The 19304-nt window shown below is 47.9% G+C and carries 16 protein-coding genes and 1 pseudogene; 14 read left to right on the top strand and 3 right to left on the bottom strand.

Annotation, left to right across the window (positions count from 1 at the left end; genetic code table 11):
* Window positions 1-141: 141 nt before the first annotated feature.
* Window positions 142-390, bottom strand: a pseudogene (locus ACDJ58_RS22945) (KGG domain-containing protein); the annotation flags it as partial.
* A 112-nt stretch (window positions 391-502) separates the two neighbouring features.
* Window positions 503-1555 carry an acyltransferase family protein gene (locus ACDJ58_RS22940; protein WP_413373107.1) on the bottom strand — a complete coding sequence of 351 codons (1053 nt, stop codon included), beginning with the start codon at window positions 1553-1555 and terminating at the stop codon, window positions 503-505.
* A gap of 220 nt (window positions 1556-1775) precedes the next feature.
* Here ACDJ58_RS22940 and ACDJ58_RS22935 point away from each other — a divergent pair, with 220 nt between their 5' ends.
* From ACDJ58_RS22935 to mgrA, 6 genes are all read left to right on the top strand, one after another.
* Window positions 1776-2741 (top strand): sugar kinase, encoded by a 966-nt coding sequence (locus ACDJ58_RS22935; protein WP_413373106.1) that lies wholly within the window; start codon window positions 1776-1778, stop codon window positions 2739-2741.
* An 86-nt stretch (window positions 2742-2827) separates the two neighbouring features.
* Window positions 2828-3493, top strand: a complete 666-nt coding sequence (locus ACDJ58_RS22930; protein WP_063566860.1) for a bifunctional 2-keto-4-hydroxyglutarate aldolase/2-keto-3-deoxy-6-phosphogluconate aldolase — start codon at window positions 2828-2830, stop codon at window positions 3491-3493.
* 90 nt (window positions 3494-3583) lie between these two features.
* Window positions 3584-4348 (top strand): alpha/beta fold hydrolase, encoded by a 765-nt coding sequence (locus ACDJ58_RS22925; RefSeq protein WP_413373105.1) that lies wholly within the window; start codon window positions 3584-3586, stop codon window positions 4346-4348.
* Window positions 4349-4409: 61 nt separating this feature from the next.
* Window positions 4410-5219: an HAD family hydrolase gene (locus ACDJ58_RS22920; RefSeq protein WP_413373103.1), complete on the top strand. Its 810-nt coding sequence runs from the start codon at window positions 4410-4412 to the stop codon at window positions 5217-5219.
* Window positions 5216-5956, top strand: coding sequence for an NAD-dependent protein deacylase (locus ACDJ58_RS22915; protein ID WP_413373101.1), 741 nt, complete (start codon window positions 5216-5218; stop codon window positions 5954-5956). Before ACDJ58_RS22920 ends, ACDJ58_RS22915 begins: the two co-directional genes overlap by 4 nt.
* 88 nt (window positions 5957-6044) lie before the next feature.
* Window positions 6045-7052 (top strand): L-glyceraldehyde 3-phosphate reductase, encoded by a 1008-nt coding sequence (mgrA, locus tag ACDJ58_RS22910; RefSeq protein WP_413379793.1) that lies wholly within the window; start codon window positions 6045-6047, stop codon window positions 7050-7052.
* Between the two features lie 104 nt (window positions 7053-7156).
* Here mgrA and ACDJ58_RS22905 read toward each other — a convergent pair whose 3' ends face one another.
* Complete coding sequence (locus tag ACDJ58_RS22905) at window positions 7157-8119, bottom strand: AraC family transcriptional regulator (protein ID WP_413373100.1); 963 nt, start codon at window positions 8117-8119, stop codon at window positions 7157-7159.
* Window positions 8120-8275: 156 nt separating this feature from the next.
* On the opposite strand from ACDJ58_RS22905, the gene ACDJ58_RS22900 reads away from it, so the two are divergent.
* From ACDJ58_RS22900 to ptsG, 8 genes are all read left to right on the top strand, one after another.
* Entirely contained in the window at window positions 8276-9457 is a 1182-nt protein-coding gene (locus tag ACDJ58_RS22900) for a galactokinase (RefSeq protein WP_413373098.1), read from the top strand.
* Between the two features lies 1 nt (window position 9458).
* Window positions 9459-10448 carry a UDP-glucose 4-epimerase GalE gene (gene galE, locus ACDJ58_RS22895; RefSeq protein ID WP_413373096.1) on the top strand — a complete coding sequence of 330 codons (990 nt, stop codon included), beginning with the start codon at window positions 9459-9461 and terminating at the stop codon, window positions 10446-10448.
* Window positions 10449-10463: 15 nt separating this feature from the next.
* A complete protein-coding gene (locus tag ACDJ58_RS22890) occupies window positions 10464-12062 on the top strand; it encodes a UDP-glucose--hexose-1-phosphate uridylyltransferase (RefSeq protein ID WP_413373094.1) in 1599 nt (532 codons plus the stop codon).
* 274 nt (window positions 12063-12336) lie between these two features.
* Window positions 12337-13500 (top strand): iron-containing alcohol dehydrogenase, encoded by a 1164-nt coding sequence (locus tag ACDJ58_RS22885; RefSeq protein ID WP_413373093.1) that lies wholly within the window; start codon window positions 12337-12339, stop codon window positions 13498-13500.
* Window positions 13501-13763: 263 nt separating this feature from the next.
* The gene (locus ACDJ58_RS22880; protein ID WP_413373091.1) at window positions 13764-14300 is read left to right on the top strand and encodes a protease; all 537 of its coding nucleotides are present in this window, start codon (window positions 13764-13766) and stop codon (window positions 14298-14300) included.
* Between the two features lie 59 nt (window positions 14301-14359).
* Window positions 14360-15907, top strand: a complete 1548-nt coding sequence (locus ACDJ58_RS22875; RefSeq protein ID WP_413373089.1) for a flotillin family protein — start codon at window positions 14360-14362, stop codon at window positions 15905-15907.
* A 165-nt stretch (window positions 15908-16072) separates the two neighbouring features.
* Window positions 16073-16927, top strand: a complete 855-nt coding sequence (gene glcT, locus ACDJ58_RS22870; RefSeq protein WP_413373088.1) for a glucose PTS transporter transcription antiterminator GlcT — start codon at window positions 16073-16075, stop codon at window positions 16925-16927.
* 288 nt (window positions 16928-17215) lie between these two features.
* Entirely contained in the window at window positions 17216-19273 is a 2058-nt protein-coding gene (gene ptsG / locus ACDJ58_RS22865) for a glucose-specific PTS transporter subunit IIBC (protein ID WP_413373086.1), read from the top strand.
* Window positions 19274-19304 lie beyond the last annotated feature (31 nt).

The following is a 19304-nucleotide window of genomic DNA, read 5'->3' as shown; positions in this document are numbered from 1 at the left end:
TTTCTATAGAGTCTATCACAACCGTCGTCATATTTCTACAATTCAATAGAAAGAAGCTTCAATCCATTAGTGGAATGAAGCTTTCTTGATTTGATGCACTGCATCAGGTGATCTTTTACCGCTACCCATGGGTAGCAGCTAACTGCTCCCGCCTTTGCGACCAATCTCCCGATAGAATTCTTTATTATGAGTTTCGGAAGTTGCTGCTCCACCCTTGCGTCCAATTTCCTTATAGAACTGAGAATCGTGCGCATCTGAAGTCGCTTCTCCACCTTTTTTACCTATCATTTGGTAGAAGCTCCGATCATGTTTTTTGGAGGTGGCCTTGCCACCTAATCTACCCGCTTCCTCGCGACTCATTTTGTGTTCAGACGTCTGTGGACGTGCCATTACAAATCACTCCTTATATCATAAGTAGATTGTTGTAGCGCGTATTCCTACTTACCACAACATTTCCAGCCTGAAACAAGTCGATTTCAATGGAAAGGAGCAGGATTTTAGTTCATCTGAACCAGGATGCTGAACGTTTTAATACCCCTTGATGATTGAAGTGAACGCGGGAAATATCGGGCTCAATGAGAGGCCGAAAGGCATGACGGACGGCTGGATGAGCCAGCGTTATAGCGAACAGTAGCGCAATGGAGATAATCACCGGAATGTACAAGCTGGTCTCCATATAATTGTAAACCCCGGACCAGATCGCCAGGCGAACGAGAAATCCATGTAAAAGGAACACATACAGAGTACGTCGTCCCAGATCAGTCAATCTGGATGTTAATGAAGGGACCCAGGCGAGAAATAATGCTCCCGATCCGATTTCAAGTACATAGATTCCGAGTCGATAAATTCCTGCAAACCACTCATGGTGTCCAAGCTCTGCGTATGTCATGCTACCCAGTAACCAGCCTGATGCAATGTTGAGTCCGCCCAGTCCGATCCAACCAAGAAGAGCAGCAGACAACATAGCGGCAATTCTACGACCCCAGCCGGATCGCAAACGGGAGCGGATAGACGCTCCGTAGTCATACCCAATAACAAAGAAAGGTAGAAATACAAACGTTCGGCTGAAGCTCAGCCAGAAACCGTCAATGGGTAAATATCCGGCACATACTCCCAGCATCACGGCACCGAGTAGTCTGTATATCGGTTTCCAAGAGAGTGTAAGACGAAGCAATAGCCGCCAGCAGAAATGACTTGCCAGAAACCAGAGCAATAAATAAGGTGCAAAGAAAGACAAACGCATATGCGGTGTGTGGAATACGGTGAAATCCATTATTGCATACAAAGACTGAAACAGAAGATACTGTAATGCAATCTGTTTAAGCACATTACGGCCAGAGGTACCTTTGAGTGAATGTCTGGCAAAGTAGCCGGTTACCCATACAAACAGCGGCATGTGAAACGTATATATCCACTGAAACAGAGCCTCTGCTCCAGCAAAACGTGTATTGATTGGCTCGAGAGCATTGCCCGCTAGTACACAGACAATGAGCATAAAGCGCAAGTTGTAAAAAAAGGAATCCTGATCGTCGTGAATGATGGTCGGTTTGTTCATGTTGTAGCCCCCTGATAACCCTTGGCGATTGCAATCTGGCTCTGTAATAAGGGTAATATGGATGTGCAACATTCATTGTGATATATTTCACATGAGAAAGCGCTATCCTTTCTCAAAGCTGTGACAACAAAATGAACGCTCCGGGATTGACAACGGTTGCATAGAGGCTGACAATGGGGAAAGAAGATGAGAAATTGTAAATATAAGGAGGGGAGAATTCATGTCGACGAATACCCGCCCTAGCCCTGAAATTGTTACGTTTGGCGAAAGCATGGGTTTGCTGACAGCAAAGGATACAAGAGGTCTCGAATATGCAGCGACATTAGACAAATCATTTGGCGGCGCAGAGAGTAATCTGGCCATTGGTGTATCCCGGCTTGGGCATACCAGCGGCTGGTTTGGCCGCCTGGGTAATGATCCGATGGGTAACATGATCATGAAGGCTATTCGTGGTGAAGGTGTAGATGTATCCAGAGCAAGGATGAGCGACAAAGAGCCCACCGGTTTGATGATTCGTGAGAACGCTTCCGGGAAAGCTTCGGTGCACTATTATAGGAAGCTATCCGCTGCAAGTGCGATTACTCCTGAAGACCTGGACACGGATTATATTGCGGGTGCGCAAATCCTTCACGTTACAGGCATCACCGCAGCAATAAGCGCGTCGGGACTTGCTACTGTTGAAGCTGCTATACATATAGCCAAGCAGGCTGGTGTGAAAGTGAGTTTTGATCCGAATCTGCGTCTTAAACTGTGGTCAGCTGAAGAAGCGCGTCCTGTACTGCTTCGTCTGGCTGAACAAGCGGATTATTTCTTGCCGGGTCTGGATGAGATGAAACTTCTGTATAACGAAGAAGATGATCAAAAAGTACTTGAGCGTTTGTCCGCCATGAATGCAGTCTGTATCGTGAAGGGCGGTCCTGATTTGACCTACGTATTGGTGAATGGTACCCTAACGGAAGTTCCGTACTTCAAGGCAGATCATGTCCTGGATACGGTCGGGGCAGGAGATGGATTCTGTGCGGGCTTTTTATCCGGTCTTATTAAAGGATATTCTCCACAGGAGGCGACCCGTCTCGGGAACTTGACCGGTTCGATGGTTATACAGGCTGTTGGCGATTGGGAGGCGCTCCCGACGTGGGAGCAGGTCGAGGCCAAGCTGAACAATGTAGCTCATGTTGAGCGCTAGTCGCTGCTGATATCATATATGTCTCATCTTCGTTCATTAATGTAAGGCTTGTAATAGACAACCACATTGACAAGGGAGAGAATGAAATGAAGAAGCTTCAGCTACTGCAAAAAATAACGGACAGTGGGGTTGTTGCGGTTCTGCGTGCAGATTCTGCTGATCAGGTTATCGCCATGGCCGAGCAAGCCATCGCGGGTGGTATCAAGATTATCGAGATTACGATGACGGTGCCTAGTGCCCTCAAAGCCATCGAGAAATTAAGCCGTGTATACCATTGGAACACACAAGATCCAGAGAAATTTGCCATTATTGGAGCTGGAACAGTGCTTGAACCCCAGACAGCGCGTGCCGCGATTATGTCAGGTGCCGAGTTTGTTGTGGGTCCTTCCCTGAACCCGGACACTGTGAAAATCTGCAACCTGTACCGGATTCCGATTCTTCCAGGGGTGATGACCATTGCGGATGTACAACGTGCATTGGAACTTGGCGTGGATATTGTGAAGTTGTTCCCGGGTAATCTCTACGATCCGTCCATCATCAAAACGATGAAGGGACCTATGCCACAAGCGAATTTCATGCCGACCGGTGGGGTTTCCTTGTCCAATCTGGGTGACTGGATCAAGGGAGGCGCCGTTGCTGTAGGTATTGGCTCGGACCTTACAGCGGAAGCAGTGAAGACGGGGGACTTGAGTCATGTTCGCCGCAAAGCGGAACAATATATGGATGCTTACCGCAAGGCCAAGGCTGAATAGCGATGAATGATGGAGAAGGGGAGCCTCAGGAATGAAGGCTCCCGTTCTGCAAGCCGCGGCACCTGCGGAAGTGCAGAAAGGTGATGAACGTTGAGAAACCGATATAATACAGGGCGCAAGAAGAGGGGCATCGGGAAATTCCTGCTCGTTCTTCTGGCGCTCATTGTCATTGGATGTGGGTTTGTGGCCTGGAAGCTGTTTACGCCTTATGGACCACAGGAGATGGCTCAGACAGCCATGGAAACTGCAAATCAGGTGACTGTAACTGAAAAAGACAACTGGATTGATTTTGTGCCGGAAAAATCTGCTGGGGTGAGTGTTATTTTTTATCCAGGTGGATTGGTTAAACCGGAAAGTTATGCACCTCTTGCCCATGAACTTGCGGCAGCAGGACATCATACCATTATTGCGAAAATGCCGGTTAATCTGGCGGTAATTAAGCAGAATCTCGCAGATGATATTATTAAAGCCTATCCGGATGAACAATTTGTTATGGGAGGGCATTCTCTTGGTGGGTCGATGGCGGCACGTTATGCGGCTTCCCATCCAGATGCACTTCAGGGCATCTTTTTCCTCGCATCCTATCCGGATGAAAAAGGCAGTGTGAAGTCACTGGGAATACCCGCGTTATCCATACTGGGTACTAATGATGAAGTGGTGAATGCCACAAAGTATCAGAATGGTCGGGCATATTTGCCAGAAGATACGGTGTATTACACCATTGAAGGTGGTAACCATTCGCAGTTTGGTGACTATGGCCACCAGAGCGGTGACGGCGAAGCTGGGGTCAGTGAAGAGGAACAACTGTCCCAAACGGTTAAAACGACTGTGGGCTGGCTGGATACAATCAAGTAAGCTGCCAGTTCAACGGTGAATGGTACCAATCCATAGCAGACGGGAACTGGAGGTGATACGTATGTCCATGCTTCAAATCCGTGGTAAGCAAGTTACCTGCCGAGGCATTCTATTTGATAAGGATGGAACGCTGTTGGATTTCTTACAGCTATGGGGGCCGTGGGCAGAGTCTTTGCTGAATCAGTTGGAATCACAACTGTCAGAGCTTGGGGCCTCGTTCACGGTGGAGCGTGAGCAAGTTCTAGGTACGGTCCGCAACCGTGAAGGTCATCTGATCGGATATGATCTTCAAGGGCCATTGGCTATTGCCACGGTGGACGAGAGCAACGGTTTGCTTGCTGGACAGTTGTATGCAGCAGGCATGCCATGGAATGAAGCAATCACTACGATCCGCCGTTTTTCCAGTGTCGCCATGGGTGAGGTAAGGCAGAGAAAAAGGGCTGAACCGCTGCCTGGATTAAATGCATTTTTGCAGCGTTGCCAGGAAGCATCTATTCCCATGGCAGTTGTCACTTCGGACAGCACAGCTGCTGCCGAGGAACATATGGAGTGGATGGGAATACGGTCGTATTTTACATCGATTGTTGGCAGTGACCGGGTGACTTGGGGCAAACCGGATGGAGAGGCTGCGGTTCTGGCTTGCCGGGAGTTACATATTCTTCCTGAGGAAGCTGTTGTGATCGGTGACAGCAATGGGGATATGCAGATGGGACGTAACGCAGGAGTGTCCTGTAGGATTGGTTTCTGTCCAGAAGTCGAGGGAAGCCACTATTTATATGACGCCGATGTCATTATCCAAAATTATGATGAGTTAAAAATCATCTCTGAACGTTCCTCACAGGGTGATCTCGTAAAGGAGGAGAGAGGATGAACGCAACGGAACAACTGGCTGCCTGGATTAAGGAAAGTTCAAATATTGTTTTTTTCGGAGGGGCCGGAACTTCAACGGAAAGCGGGATTCCCGACTTCCGCTCTGCCGCTGGTTTGTACCAGACAGAACAGCATTCACCTTATCCCCCGGAAGAGCTGCTGAGCAGGCATTTTTTTGATCAGCATGCTGATATTTTTTATGATTTTTATCGAGGCAAAATGCTTCATCCCGATGCGGTGCCCAACGGCTGCCATCGACTGCTCGCCAGATTGGAGCAGGAAGGAAAACTTCAGGTGGTTATCACGCAAAATATCGACGGGTTGCACCAGAAGGCTGGCAGCAGCAATGTTCTGGAGCTTCATGGTTCGATCCATCGAAATGCTTGTATGGATTGCAAGAGGTTTTATGGGTTGGATGATATTATTACGGCAAAAGATACGGTTCCTCGTTGCACTGCCTGTGGTGGCGTGATCAAGCCGGATGTCGTGCTGTATGAAGAGGAGCTGGACCAGACGATATTATATCGTTCGGTTGACGCACTGTCTTCGGCGGATTTGTTGCTGGTAGGTGGAACTTCACTAACCGTGTATCCTGCCGCACAATTGATTACGTATTTTCAAGGGAAACACACGGTCTTGCTTAACGCTACACCTACGGCTTACGACAGGCAGGCTGATTTGCTGATTACTGACCCTATTGGTGAGGTAATGAATAAGGTGGACCAGCTTCTTGGTTAAACGTAAGTCAACATTGTCCGAATAACCGCATTCTCCGGCATACGGACCGGGTACAAGAGGCGGAACCTGGGGAAAGAAGGGATTCATGATGGTCTACGTAGCCAGCGATGCACGCTACGAAACAATGAAATACAACCGCGTTGGACGTTCAGGTTTGAAACTGCCAGCGATTTCACTTGGGTTATGGCATAATTTTGGTGGCATTAATAATGCGGAGAACGGCCGAAATATGATTACCCGTTCGTTTGATCTGGGCATTACGCATTTTGACCTTGCCAACAATTATGGTCCGCCGGCAGGTTCGGCAGAGCAGTTATTCGGTCAGGTACTGGCACAGGATCTGAAGCCATATCGAGATGAACTCGTCATCTCCACCAAAGCCGGGTACTATATGTGGCCTGGACCTTACGGTGAATGGGGTTCTCGTAAAAACCTGGTTTCCAGTCTCAATCAGAGCTTGAAGCGCATGGGTCTCGATTACGTAGACATCTTTTATTCTCATCGTTATGATCCCGAAACACCTTTGGAAGAAACGATGATGGCGCTGGACCATATTGTTCGTTCCGGCAAAGCATTGTATGTCGGCATCTCCAATTATCCTGCAGAACAGACGAAGCAGGCGGCCGAGATTCTCAAAGGCCTGGGTACACCTCTGTTGATTCATCAACCCAAATATTCAATGTTGGATCGCTGGATTGAGGATGGGCTGCAGGATGTGCTTGATGACTATGGAACAGGCAGCATCGCTTTTTGTCCATTGGCACAAGGTGTGCTCACCAACAAATATCTGAACGGTATTCCTGAAGATTCACGTGCCAAAGGCCCGTCTGTATTTCTGAATGAAAACAACATCTCTCCAGAGACATTGCGCAAAGTGCGTGCGCTGAACCAGATTGCAGCATCACGTGGTCAGAGTCTGGCCCAGTTTGCGCTCGCCTGGGTATTGCGTGATGGCAAGGTAACTTCTGCACTGATTGGTGCAAGTCGTCCTTCGCAGATTGAAGAGAATGTGGCTGCTCTCAGCCAGTTGGAATTCTCTACAGAGGAATTGGAGCGCATTGAATCGATTCTCCGTCCGGAACCGGATCATAAATAAAGTTCAAAAGGTGCATCTTAGCCATAATGGCGGGATGCACCTTTTTTGTCTCTTATTATTTATGCTGACCTAGACGATAGAAGATCCTGCTTTTGATTAAAGGGTTATCGATGGTTCGGTGGTACTTGGCGTGTCGCTTGATGCAAGGGCCTGTTAAGAATGTTCTCCCGGTACAGACTAGGGGCTTCCCCGTGGAATCGTTTGAACTGTTTGGAGAAATACAGCGCATCTGGCAAGCCCACGGAGGCCGATACCTGTTCGATGGACAGATCCGGACGTTCCCGCAGCAATTGGCGTGATTTGTCGATCCTCAGTTTAAGTAGGTAGGTAACTGGTGATAGTCCGGTTTCCTGTTTGAAAATGCGGGACAGGTACGCACGGTTATAGCCAAGACTGGCGGACATTTGCTCAATCGAGACAGGGTAGGCATATTGGGTAGACATGAATTGAATCATCTGTTTTACAGTTCGTCGTATTGAAGATTCACCTGGTATTAAGGTTTGACCCTGAGAAAGGTGATTTTGTGCCTCGGCTAGAATCATATATAACGTACCCAGCGATGTAAAATGAGAGCTTTCTTTCCGCTCGGCAAAAGCCGTCTGCATCACGGATAACCAGTCGGAAATACCACAGGAAGGTCCGGCATGAAAGACGGATTTCTCCGGACGGAAGCCTGCTTCCTCTGTATGCTTCGCAGCCTGGCTGCCGGTAAAGGCTATCCAGCGGTATTGCCAGGGATGCCGGGCATGGGATTGGTAGCTCACAAGCTGCCCTGGATGAATGAGGAAACAATCTCCTGCGGATAGTTCGTAGGTATGTAGTTCAGTGCGGAACGTACCGGCCCCTTTTTCTACATAGTGCAATAGATAATAATCGTATAGCTTCGGTCCAAGGGCGTGACCGGGAAGGGTCTGGCTTGCCCCTGCAAAGAGGACATGCAATGCCCCTTTTTCATAATAAACGGGATTGGAGGAAACCGAGTAACTGAGTGCTCCGCTTTTGCCCGAGGTTTCCGGATTGTGTTTTATCGGTTGATCTGCTGGACCTTCCATACGTTGTTCAGTCATGATGACATTCCTTTCCTTCCTTGATGTTCCATTCATTATACGTCGAAAGGTCACATTTATCCATATGGAACACACATGGTTTCATTTCAAGGGGGACCGCTTTCTTGTATAATAACATTAAGGAAACCAACAACATTGAGATGAGGTGCAGCAGCAATGAACATAAATGAATTGAAACAAAAGTTTATTGACAAGTACGGAGAGAGTGGAGCGGACATTCGTGTGTTCCATGCCCCTGGGCGGGTGAATCTGATCGGTGAGCACATTGACTATAACGGTGGATACGTGCTTCCGGCAGCGCTTGAATTCGGTACCACTTTGATTATCCGTGAGCGTGAGGACAACAAGTTGCAGTTGGCTTCCACGAATATGTCCTATGAAGGAACGCTGGATACGTCCTCGATTGGCAAGGAGAAAACAGGGGAATGGACGGATTACCCGGTAGGCGTCATGGTTGAACTGCAAGGCAAAGGCGTAAAAGTAACCAAAGGGTATGACTTCCTCTATCATGGAGAAATTCCGAACGGCGCAGGACTTTCCTCTTCCGCATCACTGGAGGTTCTTACCGGGTTTGCCATCCAGTCGCTCGAAGGTGTGAATGATATTGATACGGTTCAACTGGCGCTGCTGTCCCAAAAGGCAGAGAACGAATTCGTCGGCGTCAACTGCGGCATCATGGATCAGTTCGCTGTAGCCAATGGTGCAGCGGATCATGCGATCCTGCTGATGTGTGACACTCTTGAATATGAAAAAGTACCATTCCGTACCGGCGCCTACAAGCTGGTTATTGGTAACACGAACAAACGTCGGGGGTTGGTGGACTCAGCTTACAACGAACGTCGCTCTCAGTGTGAGCAGGCACTTGCCATTTTGAAAGAACAACTGCCTGCGCTGAACTATCTGGCGCAACTTACACCTGAACAATTCGTTACACTGCAGGATCACATCAAGGATGAGAAGGTAAGACAGCGTGCCCAGCACGTCGTGGAGGAGAATGCACGTGTACTTGCATCGGTGGATGCACTGCGTGATAACGATCTGGAAACCTTCGGCAAGCTCATGAATGCTTCTCATGAATCGCTTCGTTATCTATATGAAGTGAGCTGCGAAGAACTGGACGTGATGGTTGAAGAGGCTCAACGTATTTCAGGCACTCTGGGTGCTCGGATGACTGGTGCGGGATTCGGTGGATGTACGGTATCTCTTGTGCATGAAGACGATGTAGAGCGTTTTGTAAGCGAAGTTGGAGTTGCATATGAAGCACGTACCAGTCTCAAAGGCGAGTTCTATGTATGCGGAGTAGGCGACGGCGTTAAAGAATTGAAGGAGGCGAAGTAAGATGGCGATTTTGGTGACAGGTGGAGCAGGATATATTGGTTCTCATACGGTAGCGGCTTTGTTGGAGCGTGGCGAAGAGGTAGTTGTACTGGATAATTTGCAGACAGGGCATCGTGAAGCTCTGCTGGGCGGAAAATTGTATGAAGGTGATCTGCGTGACAAGGAACTTCTGGCGAAGCTGTTCGCTGAGAATTCCATTGATGCAGTCATCCACTTTGCAGCTAACTCACTGGTTGGCGAGAGTATGAAAGACCCCGTTAAATACTATGACAACAATGTGTTTGGCACATTGTGTCTGCTGGAAGCGATGAATGCAGCGAATGTACGTCGCATCGTCTTCTCTTCCACGGCTGCTACTTACGGCGAGCCGGAGAAAGTGCCGATTGAAGAGAGCGACCGCACAGAGCCTACGAACGTATATGGTGAAACCAAGCTGATGATGGAACGCATGATGTCCTGGTTCGATAAAGTACAGGAAATCAAATACGTCTCCCTGCGTTACTTCAATGCAGCCGGAGCCCATGATAGCGGCAAAATTGGTGAAGATCACCAACCGGAGAGCCATCTTATTCCACTCGTACTGCAAACGGCGTTAAAACAACGTCCACACATCGCCGTGTTCGGTGACGACTACGCGACGGAAGACGGAACCTGTGTACGTGATTACATCCACGTAAGTGATCTGGCGGATGCGCATCTGCGGGCTGTAGACTATCTCCGTAAAGGTGAGAACAGCAACGTGTTCAACCTGGGCAACGGTCAGGGCTTCTCTGTTAAACACGTTATTGAGACGGCTAAGAAAGTAACCGGACTGGAAATTCCGGTTGTACAGGAACCACGTCGTGCGGGTGATCCGGCTGTGCTGGTGGCATCGTCTGCCAAAGCAAGATCCGTATTGGGCTGGAACCCGAAATGGACGAATCTAGAAGATGTCATTCAAAGCGCATGGAGCTGGCATCAGTCTCACCCTGACGGCTACGGAAAAAACTAGGAGGCGAACATCGATATGTCACAGACTCATATTGCAGCAGATGCCACAGAGCGGACACCGGAGCAGCAGGAAGCACTGCATGCCATTGAACGTCTGGTAGCATTTTCCTTGCAGAACAAACTGATTGAAGAAGCGGATCGGGATTACAGCCGTAATCTGCTGCTGGAACAGTTCGGGTTCTCCGAGCCGTATGCTGGAGTTTTGAACGAGACGGTGTTGGACGGACCCCAACCATTGTTGGATACGCTGATTGATTACGGATTTGAGATTGGACTTATCCCTGAAAATACCGATACGTACCGTGATTTGCTCGATGCGAAGATTATGGGTCAATTAATGGCCCGTCCATCCGAGGTGGTGCGCGCATTCCGTCATACAGAGCAGACCGAAGGCATTGAAGCGGCTACCTCCAAATTTTATGAACTTTCGATTCATTCCAACTACATTCGGATGGACCGCATCTCCAAGAATGTGTATTGGACACAGGATACAGCTTATGGAGACATGGAGATTACGATCAACCTGTCCAAGCCGGAGAAGAGTCCGAAGGAAATCGCGATGGCAAAGCTGCTTCCGCCTCCGGTGTATCCGAAATGCCAACTCTGTCGTGAAAATGTGGGCTATGCCGGTCGGGTCAACCACCCGGCTCGTCAAAACCTGCGTGTCATTCCATTGGAATTGAACGGCGAACCTTGGTTCTTCCAATACTCGCCATACGTGTACTACAACGAGCACTGCATTATTTTCCATCACGATCATGTGCCGATGAAATTGACCAAAGATACGCTGCGCAGGCTGCTGGCCTTCGTGGGGGAGTATCCGCATTACTTTATCGGTTCCAATGCCGATCTGCCCATCGTTGGCGGCTCCATCCTGACTCATGACCATTTTCAGGGTGGACGTCATACCTTTGCCATTCAAAATGCGAAGCCAGAGGCGGTATTCCGCCACGCTGGTTCACCAGGACTTACGCTCAGTCTTGTGAAATGGCCAATGTCCGTATTGCGCTTGGCATCACAAGATCCGGCTGAGTTGCTCGAAGCAGGGAATGCCGTTTATGAAGCGTGGAAGGTGTACAGCGATTCTACGGTGGAGATCGAGGCATTCAGTGAGGTTGACGGAGAACAAATTCCACACAATACAGTGACTCCAATCGTTCGTCGCAGTGCAGACGGAGGATATGAGATGGACCTCGTCCTGCGGAACAATCGTACGAATGATGAACATCCCGAAGGGATTTTCCACCCGCACCGCGAAATGCATCATCTGAAGAAGGAGAACATTGGACTCATCGAAGTGATGGGGCTTGCAATCCTGCCAGGTCGTTTGAAAGAAGAGCTGGACAGCATCGCGGATATTCTCGTTGGGGATACCAAACTTGCCGAGGCGGCCAAAGCTTCCGAACATGTGTTGAACAAACATCTGGGTTGGGCGGAGGAATTGATCGAACGTTTTGGTCCTAACCTGGACAAAGAACAAGCCGTTGCCATTGTACAGCAGGAAGTGGGCTTGAAATTTGCCGAGATTCTGGAGCATGCAGGTGTCTACAAGTATGATGAAGCAGGGCGCCAAGCTTTCCGTCGTTTTGTCAGCAGCATGGGATACACCGAATAAACATGTATTACGAGGAACACCAGCCCATACAAGGGCTGGTGTTTTTGGTTTGTTTGACATGTGCAGTTGTAACGGGGTCGTGGACAAGTCATTGTATCTTTAGCCTGAGCTGGCATCCATTCATATGGGGAGTATTTGGGCAGAGAGGCTAGGGTGATTCAGGAGGCGTACAAGCGGTCCTAAAGTGAGTGGCTATCGATTTGTTTTTGTATAATCGGGGTACTATAATGGGAGTTGCACTAAAATATGAATCTCCATTGGAGGCGACATAGATATGAGATCTTTTCAATTTTATAATCCAACCCGATTGATTTTCGGTAAGGGTCAGCTTGAAGCGCTGAAAACCGAAGTGCCGAAATACGGCAAACGGGTTCTGCTTGTATATGGTGGCGGTAGTATTAAACGCAGCGGTTTGTACGATCAGGTGATCGGATTGCTGAAGGAAGTTGGAGCTGAAGTTACGGAGCTGGCTGGTGTAGAACCGAACCCGCGTCTTTCGACTGTGCACAAAGGGGTAGACCTTTGCAAAACGAACAACGTTGACCTGATCCTCGCTGTAGGCGGCGGCAGTGTACTGGACTGTGCCAAAGCGATTGCGGTAGGTGCCAAGTATGATGGCGACATGTGGGACTTTGCTCAGCGCAAAGCCGTTGCACAAGATGCTCTTCCACTCGGTACCGTGCTGACAATGGCTGCAACTGGCTCGGAAATGAACGCCGGTTCGGTTATCACCAATCAGGATACACAGGAGAAGTTGGGCTGGGGCAGCGCGTATTCGTTCCCTGCGTTCTCGATCCTTGATCCGGTAAATACATATACCGTTCCTCTGGACCAAACGGTTTATGGCATGGTTGATATGATGTCCCACGTACTGGAGCATTACTTCCATCTGGATGCCAACACACCGGTTCAACTCGGATTCTGTGAGACGATTCTGCGCACAGTTATGGATGCAGCCCCTCGTCTGGTTGATGACCTGGAGAACTATGAACTGCGTGAAACTATTCTGTATTGCGGAACGATGGCATTGAACGGCGTACTGAACATGGGTCTCGCTGGTGACTGGGCTACTCACAATATCGAACACGCGGTATCCGCAGTGTATGATATTCCGCATGGGGGAGGGCTCGCGATTCTCTTCCCGCATTGGATGAAGCATAATGTGGACGTAAATGTGGATCGTTTCAAACGTCTGGCGATCAATGTGTTCGAAGTTAACCCTGAAGGTAAATCGGACAAACAGATTGCTGAAGAAGGCATCGAAGCTTTGAGCAAATTCTGGACATCCATTGGTGCGCCTAATCGTCTGGCTGATTATGATATCGATGACAGCCAGATCGAAGTTATGGCTGACAAAGCCATGCTCTTCGGCCCATTTGGTAACTTCAAAAAATTGCAACGTGAAGACGTTGTATCTATCTACAAGGCTTCTCTGTAAAAACAAAACATAAAGACACAGCAATGTGTTCTGGCACCGCAAGTCTCCTTATAACGGAGATTTGCGGTTTTTTTTGTTGTGAATAAGAGCGAATCGAAGAATGTTCCAGCAACCGGACCATATTGCGATGAGAATAACCATTATCGGGTCTTGAATACAAATGAGGAAAGATTTTGAAACATTTTGCCATTTGCTACGTATTTATTTACATGAGGAATGCCCAGTTAGGATGGAATTGCGGCAGAAGAGAGGAGGAACGGGGAATGGAGTCAATCTATTGGGGGTGTCTAATCGGAGGAGCCATATTTGCGGTCGTCAGCCTTGTGCTAGGTGACTTGATTGACGGCTTGTTAGACGGGGCCTTTGAATTGCCTGGCCTTGATTTTTTCAAACCTGTTGTGCTGGCAGGTTCCATTACAACCTTTGGCGGGGCTGGCATTATGCTAACACGTTATAGCTCTGTGAGTGCAATGTCGGCACTGATACTATCCCTGCTTATAGGTATTGCTGCAGCCATGCTGGTATTCTTTGCATATATCAAACCAATGCGTAACAGTGATGTCTCGATTGCGTTTTCAATGAAAGAGTTATCAGGCAAAATTGGGGAAATTACCATTCCGGTGCCGGAAAAAGGTTTTGGCGAAGTGATGATCCGTTTTGCTTCCGGCAGTACGATTCAGACCGCATCCAGTTTTGAACACCTCCCCATTGCGGCGGGAGCTCGTGTTGTAGTTGTGGATGTAGTAGACGGCGTACTGCGTGTGTCGGAATGGGATGAAAATGTACTTAAAGATGTATAAAGTAGTTAATTATCTAAGCAGTTTAAGCACTCATGAATGAATAAGGGGAGAGATGTGGAATGAATTTAGATATGGATGTGTTGTTGATTCCTGCCATTGTTGTTGGTGTGATTCTGATTCTTGGTTTGGCTTTCTGGGCGAGATACAAAACGGTTGGACCGGATGAAGCGATGATCGTTACGGGGTCATTCTTGGGTAGCAAAAATATTTCCGATGATGATTCTGGCCGAAAAATTAAAATTGTTCGTGGTGGCGGTGCATTTATCCTGCCAGTGTTCCAGCAATCCGAGTTTATCTCTTTGTTGTCTCACAAGCTGGATGTATCCACACCTGAAGTGTACACGGAACAAGGTGTTCCAGTTATTGCTGACGGTGTCGCTATTATCAAGGTAGGGGGCGCTGTAGAGGACGTTGCTACCGCAGCTGAGCAATTCATCGGTAAACCTGTAGAAGCGCTGAGAAGCGAAGCACAGGAGGTACTGGAGGGGCATTTGCGGGCCATCCTCGGTACGATGACGGTGGAAGAAGTGTATCGGAACCGGGATCGATTTGCCCAAGAGGTTCAAGGAGTAGCAGCCAGAGATCTGAAAAAAATGGGTCTGCAAATTGTCTCATTTACCATCAAAGATGTTCGTGACAAACAGGGCTACCTGGATGCTCTCGGTAAACCGAGAATTGCGGCGGTGAAACGTGATGCCGAGATTGCTGAAGCGGAAGCAATGCGTGATGCACGTATTCAGAAGGCCAATGCGGAAGAACAGGGTCAAAAAGCGGAGTTGCTGCGTGATACCAATATCGCCGAGGCAGCCAAAGAGAAGGAACTGAAAGTAGCGACGTTTAAGCGGGATCAGGATACAGCAAAAGCGGAAGCGGATCAGGCATACCATATCCATGAAGCGCGTGCGAGACAGATTGTGGTGGAAGAAGAAATGAAGGTTGAACTCGTTCGTAAAGAACGCGAGATCGATCTCCAGGAAAAAGAAATCGTCGTACGTGAGAAGCAATATGATGCCGAAGTGAAGAAAAAGGCAGAAGCAGATCGTTATGCGGTAGAACAGGCTGCCGAAGCGGATAAAGCCAAAAGAATGCGTGAAGCCGATGCGGTACAGTACTCCATCGAAACGCATGCGAAAGCTACTGCCGAGCAGAAGCGTCTTGAAGGTCAAGCGATGGCGGATGCTGAACGCGCCAAAGGTACTGCGGACGCAGAGGTTATTCGGTTGAGAGGACTTGCAGAAGCAGAAGCGAAGGAGAAGCTAGCCGAAGCGTTCCAAAAGTTTGGCGAAGCTGCCGTGCTAGATATCATCGTCAAAATGCTGCCTGAACTTGCTGGTAAAATTGCGGAGCCTATCTCCGCGATTGATAAGCTGACCGTTGTGGACACAGGTAAGGGTGAAGGCGCAACTCGTGTAAGCAATTATGTAACAGAGCTCATGGCGACGGCTCCCGAGATGCTCAAAAGTGTCTCTGGCATTGATGTGGAGCAGTTAATTAAAGGTCTCACCAAGTCTAAAACACCAGCACCGGTTGCTATTCAACAGAGCGAGCCTGTAACTACCCCATCTATAATCGACAAGATTGTGCAAAAAGCTGGAGTTGACGAGTAAGACAACGAATTATAAAGCACTCATGCTCTATTGACCTTAAGGCGAATTTTTGTTACTTTTTAAGCAAGACGTCCGGCGCGGATTTCCCGCTCCCGGATGTCTTTTCTTTCTTACTAGGGTGTGACTGAATCACACCTAAGATGGTGTGAAAAAGAGGTGCAAACATTGAGTAGCCTGCAAGTAGCCAAAGCGCTAAATAATAATGTAATTATTGCACAGCATCCTGAACATGGAGAAGTTGTCGTGATTGGTAAAGGCATCGGCTTCAACCGGAAAACGAATGATATTATTCCACTGATGGCTGTGGAGAAGATGTTCATTTTGAGAAACCAACAGGAGCAAGAGCAGTATAAACAGCTTCTTCCACAAGTGGATGAAGCATTGATCGAAATTATTAACGAAGTCATTACGTATATCGCAGATCATACGGACGTTCCTTTAAACGAACATATTCATATCGCATTGACCGATCATATTGCTTTTGCGTTAAAACGGAAAGAACAAGGGATTGTCATACAGAATCCTTTTCTATATGAAACCCGTGAAATTTATCCTGACGAATATCGCATGGGTGAATATGCGGTTCGTTTGATTAAAGAAAAATTGGGTGTCGATCTGGGAATGGATGAAATCGGTTTTATTGCGCTACACATCTACAGTGCCATGACCAACCAAAATATTTCTCAAGTTCGCGAGCATTCCCAACTGATTACCGATTTGGTGAGCCTGGTGTCCACCCAACTGGATTATTCGTTTGAGACGGAGTCACTGGATTATTCCCGGTTACTGACCCATCTTCGATTTGCCTTGGAGCGCGTCCGTCGGGGAGACAAGGTGGAGGAACTCCATAAATTGGATTCGCTGTTGAAGTTGGAGTATCCTGAAATGTACTCGCTTGCATGGAAGCTGACCAAGGTGATGGAAAAAAGATTGAATCTTCCTGTATATCCTGCTGAAGTAGGGTATCTGACCATTCATTTGCAGCGCCTGAATCAAAGGAAAGAAGAAGAGAACAAGTGAAATTTTTCCACAGGTGGAATTTCAATTTGAAAATTTTCTTGTAAAGGCTTGCACTGATTATGAAGTGGTGCTACAATGATTTCCGTAATCAAGCAACTGAATAAACACAAACGACGTGTTACTGATTCGATCAGGCATGAGTTATCTAGAGCGTGATTGTTCTTACCTTATACCGGGTATGCTATACCCGAAGGTTTGACCAATTTGCTTTATTAACTCGTGCCTTTTTTGTTTTCCCTTGCTTGCATCACAACATAACAATTTAAAAGAAAGGGTGGATATGACGCAATGTTTAAAAAGCTTTTTGGTGTATTGCAAAGAGTAGGTAAAGCTCTTATGCTACCTGTAGCAATCTTGCCAGCGGCAGGTTTATTGCTAGGGATCGGTAACATGCTTGTGAATCCGGATTTTCTGCAATATGCTACAGTGCTAGATACCCCATGGGTGAGCTCAATCGCGACGATTATGATGAATGCGGGTCAGATCGTATTTGATAATCTGGCATTGCTGTTCGCAGTCGGTGTAGCCGTAGGGCTGGCCGGAGGCGAAGGTGTCGCAGGTCTTGCGGCCATCATCGGTTACTTGGTCATGAACGTGACTCTGGGTACAGCTGTTGGTGTTACGCCAGCCATGATCGGTGAAGTACCAGGTTATGCCAGCATCTTGGGTATCCCTACATTGAGTACGGGCGTGTTCGGAGGTATTATCATAGGTATTACCGCCGCGCTATGTTACAATCGATTTTTCAAAATCGAACTGCCGTCTTACCTCGGTTTCTTTGCAGGTAAACGCTTTGTCCCGATTATCACTTCAGTCGTTTCCCTCTTAATCGGGTTACTTCTGGTGATCATCTGGCCTCCAATTCAAAATGGGCTGAATGCTGTATCTCACTTCATGGTAGATACAAGTCCGACGTTATCGGCGTTCATTTTCGGAGTGGTAGAACGGTCACTTATTCCGTTCGGTCTGCATCACATTTTCTACTCACCGTTCTGGTTTGAGTTCGGTGAATATGTGAACAAAGCTGGAGATGTCATTCGTGGAGACCAGCAAATCTTCTTCAATCAACTGCGTGATGGTGTGAACCTTACAGCGGGGACGTTCCAAGTCGGTAAATTCCCGTTCATGATGTTCGGTTTGCCAGCTGCGGCGCTTGCGATGTACCATGAAGCAAGACCGGAGCACAAAAAGTATGTTGCAGGGATCATGGGATCAGCTGCGCTGACTTCGTTCCTTACAGGGATTACAGAGCCGCTTGAGTTCTCATTCCTGTTTGTAGCGCCAATCCTGTTTGCAGTACACTGTATCTTTGCAGGTTTGTCTTTCATGACGATGCAAATTCTTGGAGTCAAAATTGGGATGACGTTCTCCGGTGGATTCATTGACTTCTTGATCTTCGGGATCATTCCGAATCGCACGCCTTGGTGGGATGTTATTATCGTAGGTTTGATTCTTGCATTGATTTACTATTTCGGTTTCCGATTCATCATTCGCAAATTCAATCTGAAAACACCAGGACGTGAAGAGGCAACTCCTGAGACAACTTCCGGCGGCGGAGGTTCAGGTTCAACGGATGATCTGCCTCATAACATTCTTGCAGCATTCGGCGGCCAAGAGAATATCAAACATCTGGATGCCTGCATTACTCGTTTGCGGATTGAAGTAAATGAGAAATCTAGCGTAAATAAAGATCGTTTGAAACAATTGGGTGCATCTGGCGTACTTGAAGTGGGTAATAATGTACAGGCCATCTTCGGTACACGTTCAGATACGATTAAATCCCAAATGCAGGATATCATTGCAGGACGGACACCGGCACCAGCTCCAGCAGCTGTGGATAAGCCAGCTCCTGAACAGGAGAAGGCGCAAGGTGAAGAAGGCGAACGTATTATTGCAGAGGACATCGTAATGCCTGTAAACGGCGAGTTGATGGACATCACAAACGTTCCTGATCCGGTCTTTGCCGAGAAAATGACAGGTGACGGCTTTGCTGTTCTGCCTCATGATGGCAAGATTACTTCTCCTGTATATGGTAAGGTGTTTAACGTGTTTCCAAGCAAACATGCCGTAGGCATTATGTCTGACGGAGGCAAGGAAGTGCTTGTTCATATAGGTGTCAACACGGTGAAGCTGAAAGGACAGGGCTTTAACGTGCTCGTGCAGGAAGGCGACCTGGTATCTGCAGGACAGCCGATTATGGAAGTGGATCTGGAGTATGTGAAAGCTAATGCTCCGTCAATCATCTCTCCGGTCATTTTCACCAATCTGCCGGAAGGCTCAACAGTTACGCTCAAGAAGAGTGGAGTACTGAAAATTGGCGATCAGCCAATCATTGAGATAAAATAAGAAGTGTTACGACGATGGCAAGCAAGTGATA

It is taken from the genome of Paenibacillus taichungensis, assembly GCF_047302525.1.
GTDB classification, from domain to species: Bacteria; Bacillota; Bacilli; order Paenibacillales; family Paenibacillaceae; genus Paenibacillus; species Paenibacillus taichungensis_B.
Note: the sequence above shows the minus strand (reverse complement) of the source record. Positions and strands in the feature narration are given on the sequence as shown.

Bases quoted from the DNA above. Each gene is read 5' to 3' on its own strand.
- ACDJ58_RS22940 (WP_413373107.1), bottom strand. From the start codon at position 1,555: ATGAACAAACCGACCATCATTCACGACGATCAGGATTCCTTTTTTTAC.
- ACDJ58_RS22875 (WP_413373089.1), top strand. From the start codon at position 14,360: ATGAATTTAGATATGGATGTGTTGTTGATTCCTGCCATTGTTGTTGGT.
- ACDJ58_RS22885 (WP_413373093.1), top strand. From the start codon at position 12,337: ATGAGATCTTTTCAATTTTATAATCCAACCCGATTGATTTTCGGTAAG.
- ptsG (WP_413373086.1), top strand. From the start codon at position 17,216: ATGTTTAAAAAGCTTTTTGGTGTATTGCAAAGAGTAGGTAAAGCTCTT.
- ACDJ58_RS22935 (WP_413373106.1), top strand. From the start codon at position 1,776: ATGTCGACGAATACCCGCCCTAGCCCTGAAATTGTTACGTTTGGCGAA.
- ACDJ58_RS22890 (WP_413373094.1), top strand. From the start codon at position 10,464: ATGTCACAGACTCATATTGCAGCAGATGCCACAGAGCGGACACCGGAG.
- galE (WP_413373096.1), top strand. From the start codon at position 9,459: ATGGCGATTTTGGTGACAGGTGGAGCAGGATATATTGGTTCTCATACG.
- ACDJ58_RS22930 (WP_063566860.1), top strand. From the start codon at position 2,828: ATGAAGAAGCTTCAGCTACTGCAAAAAATAACGGACAGTGGGGTTGTT.
- ACDJ58_RS22915 (WP_413373101.1), top strand. From the start codon at position 5,216: ATGAACGCAACGGAACAACTGGCTGCCTGGATTAAGGAAAGTTCAAAT.
- ACDJ58_RS22905 (WP_413373100.1), bottom strand. From the start codon at position 8,119: ATGACTGAACAACGTATGGAAGGTCCAGCAGATCAACCGATAAAACAC.
- ACDJ58_RS22880 (WP_413373091.1), top strand. From the start codon at position 13,764: ATGGAGTCAATCTATTGGGGGTGTCTAATCGGAGGAGCCATATTTGCG.
- mgrA (WP_413379793.1), top strand. From the start codon at position 6,045: ATGGTCTACGTAGCCAGCGATGCACGCTACGAAACAATGAAATACAAC.
- ACDJ58_RS22900 (WP_413373098.1), top strand. From the start codon at position 8,276: ATGAACATAAATGAATTGAAACAAAAGTTTATTGACAAGTACGGAGAG.
- ACDJ58_RS22920 (WP_413373103.1), top strand. From the start codon at position 4,410: ATGTCCATGCTTCAAATCCGTGGTAAGCAAGTTACCTGCCGAGGCATT.